Source organism: Streptomyces sp. NBC_01233 (assembly GCF_035989305.1).
In the GTDB taxonomy this organism is placed as follows: domain Bacteria; phylum Actinomycetota; class Actinomycetes; order Streptomycetales; family Streptomycetaceae; genus Streptomyces.
This window is the reverse complement of sequence record NZ_CP108514.1, coordinates 5,722,808-5,736,180: the sequence shown is the minus strand read 5'-3', so window position 1 is coordinate 5,736,180 and position 13,373 is coordinate 5,722,808. Positions and strand designations below refer to the sequence as shown.

General features: G+C 73.5%; 14 protein-coding genes. 6 read left to right on the top strand and 8 right to left on the bottom strand.

The genetic code is table 11. From position 1 onward, the window contains the following. Positions 1-39 precede the first annotated feature (39 nt). The 3 genes from OG332_RS27410 to OG332_RS27400 form a co-directional block, all read right to left on the bottom strand. Positions 40-801, bottom strand: a complete 762-nt coding sequence (locus OG332_RS27410) for a hypothetical protein (protein ID WP_327415948.1) — start codon at positions 799-801, stop codon at positions 40-42. Positions 802-929: 128 nt separating this feature from the next. After that, positions 930-1,193, bottom strand: coding sequence for a hypothetical protein (locus tag OG332_RS27405; RefSeq protein WP_327415947.1), 264 nt, complete (start codon positions 1,191-1,193; stop codon positions 930-932). A 139-nt stretch (positions 1,194-1,332) separates the two neighbouring features. Then, complete coding sequence (locus OG332_RS27400) at positions 1,333-2,481, bottom strand: adenosine deaminase (RefSeq protein WP_327415946.1); 1,149 nt, start codon at positions 2,479-2,481, stop codon at positions 1,333-1,335. 114 nt (positions 2,482-2,595) lie between these two features. Here OG332_RS27400 and OG332_RS27395 point away from each other — a divergent pair, with 114 nt between their 5' ends. Then, on the top strand, positions 2,596-3,330 hold the full coding sequence (locus OG332_RS27395; protein ID WP_327415945.1) for an alpha/beta hydrolase: 735 nt from the start codon (positions 2,596-2,598) through the stop codon (positions 3,328-3,330). 128 nt (positions 3,331-3,458) lie between these two features. Continuing rightward, a complete protein-coding gene (locus tag OG332_RS27390; protein ID WP_327415944.1) occupies positions 3,459-3,827 on the top strand; it encodes a cupin domain-containing protein in 369 nt (122 codons plus the stop codon). Here OG332_RS27390 and OG332_RS27385 read toward each other — a convergent pair. Further along, positions 3,806-4,738 carry an ATP-grasp domain-containing protein gene (locus tag OG332_RS27385; RefSeq protein ID WP_327415943.1) on the bottom strand — a complete coding sequence of 311 codons (933 nt, stop codon included), beginning with the start codon at positions 4,736-4,738 and terminating at the stop codon, positions 3,806-3,808. The two genes, OG332_RS27390 and OG332_RS27385, sit on opposite strands and share 22 nt — an antisense overlap. A 474-nt stretch (positions 4,739-5,212) precedes the next feature. Between OG332_RS27385 and OG332_RS27380 the strand changes: the two genes are divergently transcribed. After that, on the top strand, positions 5,213-6,301 hold the full coding sequence (locus tag OG332_RS27380; protein WP_327415942.1) for a helix-turn-helix transcriptional regulator: 1,089 nt from the start codon (positions 5,213-5,215) through the stop codon (positions 6,299-6,301). Here OG332_RS27380 and OG332_RS27375 read toward each other — a convergent pair. Next, complete coding sequence (locus OG332_RS27375) at positions 6,277-7,320, bottom strand: hypothetical protein (RefSeq protein ID WP_327415941.1); 1,044 nt, start codon at positions 7,318-7,320, stop codon at positions 6,277-6,279. The two genes, OG332_RS27380 and OG332_RS27375, sit on opposite strands and share 25 nt — an antisense overlap. 86 nt (positions 7,321-7,406) lie before the next feature. Next, on the bottom strand, positions 7,407-8,348 hold the full coding sequence (locus tag OG332_RS27370; RefSeq protein ID WP_327415940.1) for a LysR family transcriptional regulator: 942 nt from the start codon (positions 8,346-8,348) through the stop codon (positions 7,407-7,409). A gap of 98 nt (positions 8,349-8,446) precedes the next feature. On the opposite strand from OG332_RS27370, the gene OG332_RS27365 reads away from it, so the two are divergent. Both OG332_RS27365 and OG332_RS27360 read left to right on the top strand, forming a co-directional pair. Beyond that, a complete protein-coding gene (locus OG332_RS27365; protein ID WP_327415939.1) occupies positions 8,447-9,730 on the top strand; it encodes an MFS transporter in 1,284 nt (427 codons plus the stop codon). A gap of 91 nt (positions 9,731-9,821) precedes the next feature. Beyond that, on the top strand, positions 9,822-10,535 hold the full coding sequence (locus tag OG332_RS27360; protein WP_327415938.1) for a L,D-transpeptidase family protein: 714 nt from the start codon (positions 9,822-9,824) through the stop codon (positions 10,533-10,535). A gap of 4 nt (positions 10,536-10,539) precedes the next feature. Here the strand turns inward: OG332_RS27360 and OG332_RS27355 are convergent, their stop codons facing one another. Continuing rightward, a complete protein-coding gene (locus tag OG332_RS27355) occupies positions 10,540-11,892 on the bottom strand; it encodes an MFS transporter (RefSeq protein ID WP_327415937.1) in 1,353 nt (450 codons plus the stop codon). A 224-nt stretch (positions 11,893-12,116) separates the two neighbouring features. Here OG332_RS27355 and OG332_RS27350 point away from each other — a divergent pair, with 224 nt between their 5' ends. Further along, positions 12,117-13,121 (top strand): sigma-70 family RNA polymerase sigma factor, encoded by a 1,005-nt coding sequence (locus tag OG332_RS27350; protein ID WP_327415936.1) that lies wholly within the window; start codon positions 12,117-12,119, stop codon positions 13,119-13,121. On the opposite strand, the gene OG332_RS27345 is transcribed toward OG332_RS27350, so the two are convergent. Beyond that, complete coding sequence (locus OG332_RS27345; RefSeq protein WP_327415935.1) at positions 13,008-13,349, bottom strand: STAS domain-containing protein; 342 nt, start codon at positions 13,347-13,349, stop codon at positions 13,008-13,010. The genes OG332_RS27350 and OG332_RS27345 overlap by 114 nt on opposite strands. Between the last annotated feature and the right edge of the window lie 24 nt (positions 13,350-13,373).

Below are 13,373 nucleotides of genomic sequence, written 5' to 3'. Positions count from 1 at the left end.
GGGATCGGCGGCCGCCGGGACGGTCGGCGGGGCAGCCGGTCAGCCGGCCTTCCGGACCTTCTCCAGCTGCTTGTCGGCCACTTCCTGCGGTACCTGGGCCTTCTTCTCGGCCGCCGCCACGTTGAGGGCCATCAGTCGCACGATGGTGTCGCCCTCGCGTGCGACGACCAGGTGGACCGGCGCCGAGACGCCTTCGGCGGCCGCGGTCGTGGTCCAGCTGACGGTCTCGTCGCCGCTCGTGCGGTAGCCGGCGGCTCGCACCTCGCGGTAGCTGCCCGTCTGCTTCTCGACGGTCGCGGAGAAGCCCGTACGGCAGGCGGCCACGGCGGCCTTGAGCCGGGCGATCAGCGCCTTGGCGTCGCTCTCGGCGTAGGAGCTGACGGAGGCGGACACGGCGAGCCCGACCTGCTTCTGGGAGCCGACGCCGCGGTTGACGGTCTGGCGCGCGGCCGGGTCCGGCTTGTCCCCCATGATGTCGGCCAGCGGCTGGCAGGCCCTGCGGTCGGCCTTCGGCTGACCGTCCGGGGCGTTGGGGTTCTTGCCCTGGGCGGAGATCTGGTAGCCGGGCAGGTCGCCCTGTTCCAGCGCGGAGCGGTCCAGCCTGGTGCCACCGGTCTTCGGCGCGGCGGATGCCGGTGATCCCGCCGAGCCGGCGGACGGTGCCGGGGCGCCGGGTGCGCCGGAGGAGCCCTTGGGGTCCGGGTCCTTGCCCGTGGCGGGGGCGCCGCTGCTGCATCCCACCGCCGCGATGAGCAGGGCGGGGACCAGCGCGACCATCGTCGCTCGTGCCTTCATGCGCATGACCAAGGACCTCATACCGCTTACGTCGGCGGGCAGTTGGTGGTGATCGTGGCACACGGCACAACGCGGCGCCCACCCACTCGATCGGGCGTGCGCCACGCGTGCACGCGTGCGAATCCCGCTATGAATCAGCCGCCGAGGTTGCTGGTCGGCAGACCGCCGAGCAGACCGGTGACCGGGGCGAGCGCGGCGGCCGGGTCGCTCGACTGCTGGCCTCCCTCGGGGCTCACCTGCTGCTGGCTCGTGAGCCCCTGGGCGGCACTGGTGACGGTGCCCAGGGCGTCGGTGAGGCCGACTGCGGCCGGGGCGGCGGAAGCGGTACCGGCGGCGACGGCAGCGAGGGCGGCACCGAGAGCGGCGACACCGAGGGTCTTGGCAGCTGACTGCTTCATGAAAGGTATTCCTTGCGACGGGGAATTGAGCGGCTCCGCAAACTAGTCACTTGAAACCCCCGCCCGCAAACATCATTAAATACGAGAAAGCGCCCGGGAATTGCCTCTCCCGGACGCTTTCAGTACGTCACGCCGTGGCCTAGGCCGAGACAGAACCGCTGGTGGAAGCGGTCTGCTGGAACAGCCACTCCGACTTCAGCTCCGCATAACCGGGCTTGATGACCTCGTTGATCATGGCCAGTCGTTCATCGAAAGGAATGAACGCGGACTTCATCGCATTGACGGTGAACCACTGCATGTCCTCCAGCGTGTAGCCGAAGGTGTCCACCAGGTGCTCGAACTCGCGGCTCATGCTGGTGCCGCTCATCAGCCGGTTGTCGGTGTTGACCGTGAGCCTGAAGTGCAGCTTCCGCAGCAGGCCGATCGGGTGCTCGGCGTACGAGGCGGCCGCGGCCGTCTGCAGGTTCGAGGTCGGGCACATCTCCAGGGGGATGCGCTTGTCCCGGACGTACGAGGCCAGGCGGCCCAGGGTCACGGAACCGTCGGCGGCGACCTCGATGTCATCGATGATCTTCACGCCGTGACCGAGGCGGTCGGCGCCGCACCACTGCAGGGCCTGCCAGATCGACGGCAGGCCGAAGGCCTCGCCCGCGTGGATGGTGAAGTGGTTGTTCTCGCGCTTGAGGTACTCGAAGGCGTCGAGGTGGCGGGTGGGAGGGAACCCGGCCTCGGCGCCGGCGATGTCGAAGCCGACGACGCCGTTGTCGCGGTAGCGGTTCGCCAGCTCGGCGATCTCCAGCGCGCGGGCAGCGTGGCGCATCGCGGTCAGCAGGGCGCCGATGCGGATGCGGTGGCCGTTGGCCTTCGCGCGGCGCTCGCCCTCGCGGAAGCCGTCGTTCACGGCCTCGACGACCTCTTCGAGGGTCAGGCCGGCTTCCAGGTGCTGCTCGGGGGCGTAGCGGATCTCGGCGTACACGACGCCGTCCTCGGCCAGGTCCTCGGCGCACTCGGCGGCGACCCGGAAGAGGGCCGCCTTCGTCTGCATGACCGCGCAGGTGTGCGCGAAGGTCTCCAGGTAGCGCGGGAGGGAGCCGGAGTCGGCGGCTTCACGGAACCAGATGCCGAGCTTGTCGGCGTCGGTCTCGGGGAGGTTCTCGTAGCCGACCTCGCGGGCCAGCTCGATGATCGTCCCGGGGCGCAGTCCACCGTCGAGGTGATCGTGCAGCAGCACCTTCGGGGAGCGGCGGATCTGATCCGGGGTCGGCAGGTTGGGGGTCTCGCTCGTCATCTGCGCACTCTAGCTCCTACGCGCGTAGAGCGGGGTGTCCACGACGGGCGTCGATATGTAACAGAGACCGGGCGGACGGATGGCGTACACCTGAAGGTCTGAGACTGTTCCGCCATGGCACAGCATGCGCCGCCGGCGCGCGGGGCCCGTCTGGGGCGGGCGGCCGGCGCGAGAACCGGCTCGGGTTCGACGGAAAGCCCGGTCAACGGGGTGGTGCTCCTGCTTCCCGGAGCGTCCAGATTCTCCCCCGGTCCAGTACGTCCGCTCGCGCGGGCGCTGGTCCGGGCGGGCGGGGCGGACGGACTGGTCACGCACACGGTCATCCACGGCGGGGAGTCCTCGCGGGAGGAGCAGGCGGGGTGGGCGGCGGACGAGGTGGTGCGGCGGTACGGGGACGTGCCGGTGTGCCTGGCCGGCTACGACGCGGGGGGCCTGGCCGCGCTGCGCGCCGCGGGGCACGCGGCCGTCAACTCTGTTCTGGCGATGGCCCCTTGTTTAGGCGGGGCGGCCGCCCCGGACTGCCCTGAACCGGTGAAACAGCTGTCGGGGCGGCAGGTGCTGATCGTGCACGGCACCAACGACGCGCGCAGCGACCCGGAGACCTCCTTCCGGCTGGCGGCGCGGGCGAAGAAGGCGAATCGTTCGACCTGCCGCTTCGAGGTGCATTCGGACGGCCACGGTCTGCGCGAGCACCAGGCCGAAGTGGTGGCGCTGGCCGTGGACTTCGTACTCGGCGCGGTGTTCTCGGGGCGGTACTCGCGGCCGGTGACGGACGCCCTGGCCGCGCCGCCGCCCCTGGGTCTGCGGATGCCGCTCGCCTCCGGCTTCGGCAGGTCCCTGCGCAGGTGACGGCGGGGCGTCCCGCGCGCCCGCCGCGGGAGGTCCCGGCAGGTCCCGGCAGGTGCCGGGCCCGTGCGGGCGCCCGCGCGTAGAGTGGAAACGAGGACTCGGGCGCTTCTCCGACGGAGGCGATGACGATGGCTGGCCTGGTGTCCAGGAACTTCGACAAGGCTGACGAGACGCGGCCGTTCGTCGACGGCAAGGGCAGGCTGGACCTGCTGGAGACCGGCGGCACGGGCGTCGGGCGCGCTGTCTTCGAGCCCGGCTGGAAGTGGTCGGAGCACGTCAAGCCGCTGGCCGGGACGGACAGTTGCAGGGCCGATCACACCGGGTACGTGGTGAGCGGTCGCATGAAGGTCGTCATGGACGACGGCGAGAGCACCGAGTTCGGCCCCGGCGACTACATGCGGGTGCCCCCCGGGCACAACGCCTGGGTCGTGGGCGACGAGCCCTGCGTGACGCTGGACTGGACCGGCTTCGCCGACTACGCGAAGCCTTCCGGCTGACGGATCCGCCGGTCCGCGGCGCCGAGCAGACCGGCGGCCCGGTCGAGGGTGCGGGCCAGCGAGTCCGCCGTCGGGGCGGTGGCGAGGACGTACGCGTGGTGCAGCGCGCCCGTCGGGGCGCGGCGGACCAGGGCGCCCGGCGGGATCTCCAGCTGCACCCGGGCCACGCCGGGCACGGCGCGGGCCGCGGCGAGCGCCGCGCGGAGCCCGCCGAGGCGGCCGGGCGGGAAGTCCACGTACCGCAGCCCGGCGTGGGCGGTGCGCGGGCGGGGCGCGCGCACCGGTTCGGGCAGGCCGAGCCCGGCGGCGAGCGCGAGACCGAGCACGTCGATGCCGTGGACGAGCCGCAGCAGCCCCGCGAACTCCTCGGGGCCGGGGCGGGCGTGCGCCTCGACGAGGCGGGGCCCGTGCGGGGTGAGGACGACGCCGGTGTGCGAGGGGCCGTCGCGGTGGCGCGTGAGGTCGAGGACGGCGCGTACGAGGGCCCGTACGGCCTCGCCGGTCCGGGGGGCGAGGGCCGCCGGCAGGCCGTGGCCGGTGGCCGCGAAGCTGGTGGCGGTGGGGTGCGGGGCGGTGGGGCCGGGGGCGGTCAGCCGGCGGGCCCAGCCGAGGATGCGGTGGCGGCCCGCTCTGGAATGGGCCTCGACGGTGAGCTCCGGACCTTCGAGGTACTCCTCGACGAGGAGGTCGGTGACCTCGGGGTAGCCGTGGGCGGCGACCCGCGCCTCGGCGTCGTCGCGGACCAGCCGGACCCCTTCCCCACCGGCGCCCGCCCGGGGCTTGACGACGCACGGGTAGCCGATGAGGGCGGTGACGAAGGGGAGCGTGTCGGCGCGGCCGCAGCGGGCGAAGGAGACCGGCCGGACCGGGTGCAGGGCGTTGGAGCGGGCGCGCAGGGCGGCCTTGTCCATGAGGGCGGGTGACGGCGGCGGTGGGGGTGCCGGGCAAGCCCAGCTCCTCGTTGGCGCGGGCGGCGGCGAGGGCTCCGGCGGCGTCGAAGCCGAAGACGGCGGCGCGGCCGTGCCGGACGGCCTCCATCCGGGCGACGGCCCCGACCAGGTGACGGTGGTCGCGCCAGTCCGTCCGTACCCGCCGCTCCGCCCCCTCGCGGTCGGATGGCACCGACGGACCCGGCGCGACCACCACGGTGTGCGCGCCCGCACGGCGGGCGGCCGCCACCACGGCTGGTCGCGGGCTCAACAGGACGGCCACGGGCCCCCGCCCCTCACCGGCCGTCCGCTGCCGCATACCGCGCTCCCCCCTCACGCCGTGCAACCACTGTGCCGGTTCGGCATATGCCGGTCGCGGCCGGTCAGGCGTCGTCTTGCCGCCTTGCGGGAACACGAGGGGTTTACAGATACGAATAGAACGGGACGAATTGGAATATGCCCGTAGAGGAGACCGGAGCAGGCGGAGCGGCCGGAGGGACCGGAGCCGCCGGAGAGCTGAGTCCCGCGGCCCGGCGCCTGTACGCGTACGCCGTCGAGCGGCATGCCTTTGACGCGGGCGAGGCCACCGAGGCCCTGGGCGTGCGCGCCGCCGCCGCGATCACCGAGCTGGCCGCCGCGCACCTGCTCCAGCGGGCGCCGGGCGGCGGGCCGGACCGGTGGAGCGCGGTGGCGCCCCGGGCCGCGGCGGCCCGGGCGCTGGCCCCGCTGGCCCTGCTCGTACGGGAGACCCACGACGAGATGGACCGGCTGCGGGGGCGGCTGGATACCTTGGTGCCGGCGTACGAGGCGGGGACCGCGCACCGGGACCTGAGCGGGTCGGGCCGCCTGGAGCTGGTCACGGACCTCGGCGCGGTGCGGGGGCTGATCGCGGAACTGGTCGCTTCGTGCGAGCGGGAGCTGCTGACCTCGCAGCCCGGCGGCGGGCGGCCGCCGGAGACGCTGGAGGAGGCGATCGGGCGGGACGAGTCGCTGCTGACGCGCGGCGTCCGGATGCGGACGATCTACCAGCACACGGCGCGGTACTCGCGGCCGACGGCGGCGTACGTCGAGCGGGTGACGGCGCTCGGCGCGCAGGTACGGACCCTGGGCGACGGGCTGATGCGGATGCTGGTCTTCGACGGGCGCACGGGGCTGATGGCGGTGCCGGACCGGACCGGGGCGGCGCTGGTGGTGCGGGAGCCGAGCGTCGTGCACTTCATGACGGCGGCCTTCGAGCGGTCCTGGCTGGGGGCGGACCCGTTCCCGACGTCGGTGAGCCCGGAGGCGGCGCGGTCGATCTCGGACGAGCTGCGGCAGACGATCGTGCGGCTGCTGTCGGAGGGGCTGGAGGACAAGGTGATCGCGCGCCGCCTCGGCATGTCGGAACGGACGTGCCAGCGCCACATCGCGGAGATCATGCGGGCGGTCGGCGCGAAGTCCCGCTTCCAGGCGGGGTACTTGCTCTCCGCGACGCCGGCCCCCGCGCCGGCGGATCCGGGCGGGAGGGTCCAGGACGGCCGCTACGGCCCGCTGTACCGGTCGTAGTACGTGCGCAGCGACGGGCGGCGGATGGCGGGCAGCCGGACGAGGGTGTGCGAGAAGGCACCGGGGTGGGGCACGAAGGGGCTCCGCGGGCGCAGCGGCAGGGGGTAGTCGTCGCGCAGGACCCCCTCCGGCAGCCTGCCGGACGCCGGCAGCGGTGAGGTCTCCGCGGGGAGGACGAGGTGGGCCCAGACCCCGATGTCCAGCGGGACGACGGCCGCCGTGCCGTGCGGGGGCCGCCACGGCTCCCCCGTGACCGGATGGCGCGGGACGAGGAGGAGGTCGGGGCCGGTCCGGAGTGCGGGCGCCCCCGGCCCGGCGAGGCCCACGGTGAGGGCCGGGGGCCCGGCGGGGAGGTAGCCGGCGACGGCGCCGCCGAGCAGCTCGGCGAGGGGGCCGGGCAGCGCCACCGCACGGGCATCGCAGGCCACCACCAGGTGCGCGAGCGCCACCGGCACCGCGGCCTCCCAGCGGCGGCTCCAGGACCCGTCGGGTTCGACGGGCGGGACGGCGTACGAGGCCAGGTCCAGCTCGTCCCAGTCGGGGGTGGTGACGGCGGGCAGGCCGGAGGGGAGGCGGCGGACCGCTTCGGGTTCCAGCCACACCGCCTGCCACAGGCCGCAGTCGTCCATCCGGGTCGCCACCGCGCTCCCGCACCGCTCGCACGCCAGGTTGGGGCCGTCGCGGCCGTCGATGCCCATGCAGTAGCCCGCGCACTTCTCGGGGATCAAGGCCGTGCCCCGGGAGTCGCCGGGCGCGATGACGATCCTGCCCCGCGCCGCGAAGGACACGTGGTACGCCGGCGCGTGGACCCCCTGCCGGGCCGCCAGGTCCTCCCCCGCCTCGCCCCACGACCGCCAGGGCGCTCCGCTGGGCAGGGGGTCGACGGCGTACGTCGCCGGTTCCATCAGCGGGGGGTGCAACTGCTCCCACGCCCCGAAGTGGGTGTGGTCGGGGAGGGCGACCCGGGAGACCGGCGCCGTCAGCTCCGCACCGCACCCGGCGCACACGAACACGTCCAACCGGCATCCCCCTCGTCCCCCGTACCCGGCGATTCTGCTCGGTCGGGCCGCGTGCGGGCCATCGGATTTCGGATCGCCGGACCGGCTCACGCTGCGGGCGGCTCCAGTTCGGGGATCAGGCGTCCCCGGCGGGACAGGAGGAAGCGCTTGAACTCCGCCACCGGTGGGGTGTCGGGGTGGCCGTCGAGCCAGGCGAGGCCGATCTCGCGGACGGCTCGCGGGGCGGTGACCGTCAGTTCGACCACCCCGGGGCGGGCCACGGCCGGGGGCGGCAGGAGGGCCACGCCGAGGCCGGCGGCGACCAGGCCGCGCAGGGTTTCGGCCTCCTCGCCCTCGAAGGCGACCCGCGGGGTGAAGCCGGCCTCCGCGCAGAGGTCGTCGGTGATGCGGCGCAGTCCGTAGCCGGGTTCGAGGGTCACGAAGGTTTCCTCCGCGGCCTCGGCGAGGCGGATGCGCTTGCGGACGGCGAGGCGGTGGTCCTCGGGGACGACCAGGCGCAGGCGCTGTTCGTCGAGGCGGCGGGCGACGAGGTCGGGGGCGTCGGGGAGGGGTGAGGTGAGGCAGAGGTCGAGTTCGCCGGCCCGGAGCTTCTCCAGCATGGCCTCGCCGTAGTTCTGGACGAGGGAGAAGCGCACGCGCGGGTGGTCGGCCCGGAAGGCGCGGATCAGGCCGGGTACGGTCTCGGAGCCGAGGGTGTGGAGGAAGCCGAAGGCGACCTTGCCGAAGGCGGGGTCGGCGTCCTGCTGGACGGATTCGGCGGCGCGGGCGATGCCGTCCAGGGCCTGTTCGGCGGAGGCCAGGAAGGTGCGGCCCGCCGTGGTGAGGGCGACGTTGCGGCCCTTGCGGGCGAACAGCGTGACGCCCAGGTCCTGTTCGAGGCGGACCATGGCCCGCGACAGGGTGGACTGCGGTACGCCCAGTTCGTGCGCGGCGCGGGTGACGTGCTCGTGCCGGGCGACGGCGGCGAAGTAGGCCAGCCGGGGCGCCAGCAGACGTGTCACGGCCATGTCTTCTTCGTAACGGTTCATAGACAGACGCCGCCCTGAGCTGTGCTGATGCATGAGTGGATCGATTATCGCGATTCTGTGCATTGGACGCATCAAAAACACCGGCCTACCTTCGACGTATGCCTCCCGTTCATACCGGGGCGCCCGTCATCCCGGGTGCCTCCACCCCGTCGTTTCCGCAGCCCGAACCCCGTGCCCCCGGCCGCCCCGGCTACCGCCGGATGAGCCTCTCGCTCTTCGCCGCCGGACTCGCGACCTTCGCCCTCCTCTACTCCACCCAGGCGCTGTTGCCCGCGATCTCCGCCGGCTTCGGGGTGACGGCGGGCCGGGCCAGCTGGACGGTATCCGCCGCCACCGGCGCGCTCGCGCTGTTCGTCCTGCCGCTCAGCGCGCTGTCCGAGCGGTTCGGCCGCACCCGGATGATGACCTGGTCGATGGTGGTGGCCGTGGGAGTGGGCCTGCTCGTGCCGTTCGCGCCGAGCCTGGAGTGGCTGGTGGCGCTGCGCGCCGTCCAGGGCGCGGCGATCGCCGGGATCCCGGCCTCCGCGATGGCGTACCTGGCGGAGGAGGTCAAGCCGAAGGCGCTGGTGGGAGCGATCGGCCTGTTCGTGGCGGGGAACTCCATCGGCGGCATGAGCGGCCGCCTCGTCACCGGCTGGGCGGCGCAGCTGTGGGGCTGGCGGGCGGGGCTGGGCGCGGTCGCGCTGATGTCGCTGGTCTGCGCGGTGGCGTTCCTGGTGCTGCTGCCCCGGGCGCGGTTCTTCCGCCCGGCATCGCTGAACCCGCGCGCGGTGGGCCGTACCGTCGCCGGTCATCTGCGCGATCCGCTGCTGCTGCGGCTGTACGGGATCGGCGCGTTGTTCATGACGGTCTTCGGCGCGGTCTACACCGTCATCGGCTACCGCCTGGTGGACGAGCCGTTCTCGCTCGGGCAGGGCGTGATCGGGTCGATCTTCCTGATCTACCTGGTGGGGACGGTCTCCTCGGCCGCCGCCGGCAAGCTGGTGGCCCGTACGGGGCGGCGCGGCGCGCTGTACCTGGCGGTGACGACCACGGCGCTGGGGCTGCTGCTGTCGCTGGCCGAGTCCCTGGCGGCGGTGCTGATCGGGCTGGTCCTGATCACCGCGGGCTTCTTCGCCGGGCACGCGGTGGCCTCCGCCGCGGTCAGCCGGACGGCGAAGACGGGCCGCGCGCAGGCCTCCGCGCTGTACCAGTCGGCGTACTACCTCGGTTCCAGTGCCGGCGGCACCCTGGGCGCGCTGGCCTATCACGGGGCCGGGTGGGCGGCCACGGTCGGGATCGCGCTGCTGGCGGTGCTGGGCGTCGTGTCGATCACCCTGTACGGGTCGCACGCGGCCCGTGCGGAGCGCCGGATGCCGTCGTCGGCCATGGCCGCGCGCTGACGAAATCTACGCTCCCGCACGAGGCAACCCCTGCATGTTTTCCGGGCATTCAACACGGAGAACGGAAGCCGTGCGAACAGGGGAGGACCGGATGGGGACGCTGACGACACGCGTGCGCGTGAAGCGGCGGGCGACGGTACTGGGCGGGGCGGTGGCGCTGGCGCTGCCGCTGGTGGTCGCGGGAGGCGGGACGGCGCAGGCGGCCGCCTCCTGCAACCTCACGACCGGGCCGTACCAGCGGCAGGTGGAGCAGTTCCTGGGGCGGCCCGTGGACGGGAAGCAGTCCGCGGCGGACTGCAAGGCGACCAGGTCGTTCCAGGCGACCCACGGGATCACCCCGACCCAGGGGTACGCCGGGCCGCTGACCTGGCAGACGATGAGCACGATGCTGGCCCAGCGGGCGGCGGGCAGCACCCCGAACAAGGCGGGCGACTGCCCCACGAACCGGGGGCGGATCGCCTGCGTCGACCTGACGCGGCAGCTCAGCTGGATCCAGGACGGCGCGGCGCTGAAGTACGGGCCGGTCCCGGTCCGCACCGGCAAGGACGGCACGGAGACCCGGACCGGCCTGAAGAAGATCTACTACCGCAGCATCGACCACTGGTCGACGCTGTACGACGTCTCGATGCCGTACGCGCAGTTCTTCGACGGCGGCATCGCCTTCCACTCGACCACCAAGAGCATGTGGAACCCGCCCGGTTCGGGCGGCTGCGTGAACATGCGGCCCGCCGACGCCAAGACGTACTGGAACCTGCTGGGCAGGGGCGAGGACGTCTACGTGTACGGCCGCAAGCCCGGCACCTGATTCCTCACCGCGCGGACGCGGGCTCCGCCGCGGCGCGCTCGCCCGCCGCCGCCCGCAGGTCGTCCAACCGCCGCAGGCTGGCCCGCCGTTGCACGAGGGACAGGCCGGCCACCGCGGCCCCGAGGACCAGCCAGCCCGCGGGGCCCGCCGTCATGACCGCGCCGGTGAGCAGCAGCGGGCCGGCGGACTTCTGGACGGACTGGGCCATGCCCGCGACCCCGAGGTACGAGGCCCGCGCCTCCGGGGGCGCCAGGGAGACCGCCAGTTCCCAGGAGCTCACCGAGCGCATCAGCTCCGCCGCGGTGGCCAGCACTGCCGCGGCGAGCAGGGCCGCCGAGGCGAGCAGGATCCCGCCGCCGGCCGCGGCGGCCAGCAGGACGCAGCACACGAGCGTCGTCACCCCGTAGAGGGCGACCGCGCGCGTCGCGGCCCGGGCGCCCTGGAACTTCGCCGAGACGCGCAGCTGCAGGACGACCACGAGCACGGTGTTGACGACCAGGAAGGCGGGGATCAGGGCGTGCGGCGCCGTGGTGTGGCTGACCAGCCACAGCGGCAGGCCGACGCCCAGGATCGAGTCGTCCAGGTTCATCGGGATGTCCAGGAGGACGAACCGGAGGTAGCCGCGGTCCCGCCAGGCGCTCTCCCCGGAACCGGCCGCGGGGTCCGGGGCGGCGCCCCCGGCCGTGCCCGGCGCGCCGCCGCCGGGGGGTGCGGCCACGAGCCCGCGGCCGCACGGCTCGCGGGTGCGCCACACGAGGGCCGCGGCCACGAGGAACGACAGTGCGTTGGCCAGGATCAGCACCTGGTAGGCGCCCCGGGTGCCGACGGCGAGGCCGATGGCGGCGAGGCCGGCGCCGAGCGCGTAGCCGGCGTTGGCCGAACTGCGCGACAGCGCCTGGTAGGTGGCGCGCCGCTCGCCCGCGACCCGGGTGGCGAAGAGCATCTCCAGCGTCTTGGCCGCGCGGTCTCCCAGGTGGGTGACGGCGAAGACGGGCAGCAGCACCGCGAAGTCGTTGACGACCAGCAGCGCACACAGAGTCCCGAGGCGGACCAGGTGGCAGCCGATCAGCAGGGCGCGGACCGGGAAGCGGTCGGCGAGGTGGCCGGCCAGCGGCGATCCGGCGATGCCCGCCACTCCGGCCGCGCCGAGCAGCAGGCCGATCCGCCCGGCGTCGAGGCCGACGATGAAGGTGAAGTACAGGACGGAGGACGCGGCCCACACACCCGTACCCGCGCGGTCCAGCAGCTGGGCGAGCAGCATGATCCGTGCGTCCCGGCCGCCCGGCGGCCGGCGCAACTGCGCCAGCAGCCCGGCTTCCCCCCGCCGTGCCTTCCGGATCTCCCCGCCGCGCCGCATCCCAGCCCCCGCATCCACCGTCCATATATCTCGACGTCGAGATACATGCGGAAGCCTGCATCAATTTAATCTTGACGTCAAGATACTTGATGTCGATAGACCTGGGCCGCCCGAGCGGTTCCGGCTGCCGTTGTCGTTCCGGCTGCCGTTGTCGTTCCGGCTGCCGTTGTCAGAGGCCTCCGATAGTTTCGGGAGTAGCCGAACCAGCAGGGGGATGAACGGACATGAGCGACCTCGCCATCAGCACGGACCTCGACGCGGCGATGGACCGGTACCGGGTCGAGCTCACCGGCTACTGCTACCGGATGCTCGGCTCCTCCTTCGACGCTGAGGACGCCGTGCAGGACACGTACGTCCGCGCCTGGCGGAGCTACGAGAAGTTCGAGGGCCGCTCCTCGCTGCGGTCGTGGTTGTACCGGATCGCCACCAACGTCTGCCTGGACCTGCTGAACGCGGGGAACAAGCGGGCCCGCCCGATGGACCTGACCGCCCCGCAGCACCAGGCCTCCGCCGTGCTCAACGAACGGCCCGAGGTGACCTGGCTGGAACCGGTCCCGGACGGCCGGGTGCTGCCGCAGACCGCCGATCCGGCCGAGATGGCGCTGGCGAAGGAGTCCGTACGGCTGGCCTTCGTCGCGGCGCTGCAGCACCTGCCGGCGAAGCAGCGGGCGGTGCTGATCCTGCGCGAGGTGCTGGCCTGGAAGGCCGACGAGGTCGCGCAGCTGCTGGAGACCACGGTGGCCTCGGTGAACAGCGCGCTGCAGCGGGCGCGGGCCACGCTGGCCTCGCAGGGCATCCGCGACAGCGATCCGGCGGACCCGCTGGACCCGGACCAGGCGAAGCTGCTGGAGCGGTACCTGTCCGCCTTCGAGGCGTACGACATCACGCGGCTCACCACGCTGCTGCACGAGGACGCGGTGCTGTCGATGCCGCCGTTCGACCTGTGGCTGCGCGGCCACGAGGACATCGCGGCCTGGCACCTGAACCAGGGCATCGGCTGCAAGGGCTCGCGGCTGGTCCCGACGACGGCGAACGGCATGCCCGCCTTCGGGCAGTACCGGCCGGCCGCCGACGGGAAGGGCCACACCCCGTGGGCGCTCCAGGTCCTGGAGATATCAGAGGGCAGGATCGTCGGGCTCAACGCCTTCCTGGACACCGCCCGCTGGTTCCCGCTCTTCGGGCTCCCCGAGCAGCTCGACGAGTCCTACGAGGTCCAGCAGGACGCGTAGGGCGGGGCCCGCGCCGGTCACGGTGAAGTCCCCGCCGTGGCCTCGGGCGGTCAGCCGCAGCCGGGCCAGCACCTCGACCGCGGCCAGGTCCGGCGCGGTGACGGCCCCGACATCGCACTCCACCGCCGTCGCCCCGCCCTCGTACAGCCGGGCCAGCCGGGCGCACAGCCGCGCGGTGTCGCGTCGGGTCGGGCCGGGTCCGGGCAGCACGAGTCGTCTGATCGTCACGAGAGGGTGACTCCCCCGCCGCCC

Coding starts and splice junctions, on each gene's coding strand:
- OG332_RS27410 (WP_327415948.1), bottom strand. CDS start 801: ATGCGCATGAAGGCACGAGCGACGATGGTCGCGCTGGTCCCCGCCCTG.
- OG332_RS27405 (WP_327415947.1), bottom strand. CDS start 1,193: ATGAAGCAGTCAGCTGCCAAGACCCTCGGTGTCGCCGCTCTCGGTGCC.
- OG332_RS27400 (WP_327415946.1), bottom strand. CDS start 2,481: ATGACGAGCGAGACCCCCAACCTGCCGACCCCGGATCAGATCCGCCGC.
- OG332_RS27395 (WP_327415945.1), top strand. CDS start 2,596: ATGGCACAGCATGCGCCGCCGGCGCGCGGGGCCCGTCTGGGGCGGGCG.
- OG332_RS27390 (WP_327415944.1), top strand. CDS start 3,459: ATGGCTGGCCTGGTGTCCAGGAACTTCGACAAGGCTGACGAGACGCGG.
- OG332_RS27385 (WP_327415943.1), bottom strand. CDS start 4,738: ATGGACAAGGCCGCCCTGCGCGCCCGCTCCAACGCCCTGCACCCGGTC.
- OG332_RS27380 (WP_327415942.1), top strand. CDS start 5,213: ATGCCCGTAGAGGAGACCGGAGCAGGCGGAGCGGCCGGAGGGACCGGA.
- OG332_RS27370 (WP_327415940.1), bottom strand. CDS start 8,348: ATGAACCGTTACGAAGAAGACATGGCCGTGACACGTCTGCTGGCGCCC.
- OG332_RS27365 (WP_327415939.1), top strand. CDS start 8,447: ATGCCTCCCGTTCATACCGGGGCGCCCGTCATCCCGGGTGCCTCCACC.
- OG332_RS27360 (WP_327415938.1), top strand. CDS start 9,822: ATGGGGACGCTGACGACACGCGTGCGCGTGAAGCGGCGGGCGACGGTA.
- OG332_RS27355 (WP_327415937.1), bottom strand. CDS start 11,892: ATGCGGCGCGGCGGGGAGATCCGGAAGGCACGGCGGGGGGAAGCCGGG.
- OG332_RS27350 (WP_327415936.1), top strand. CDS start 12,117: ATGAGCGACCTCGCCATCAGCACGGACCTCGACGCGGCGATGGACCGG.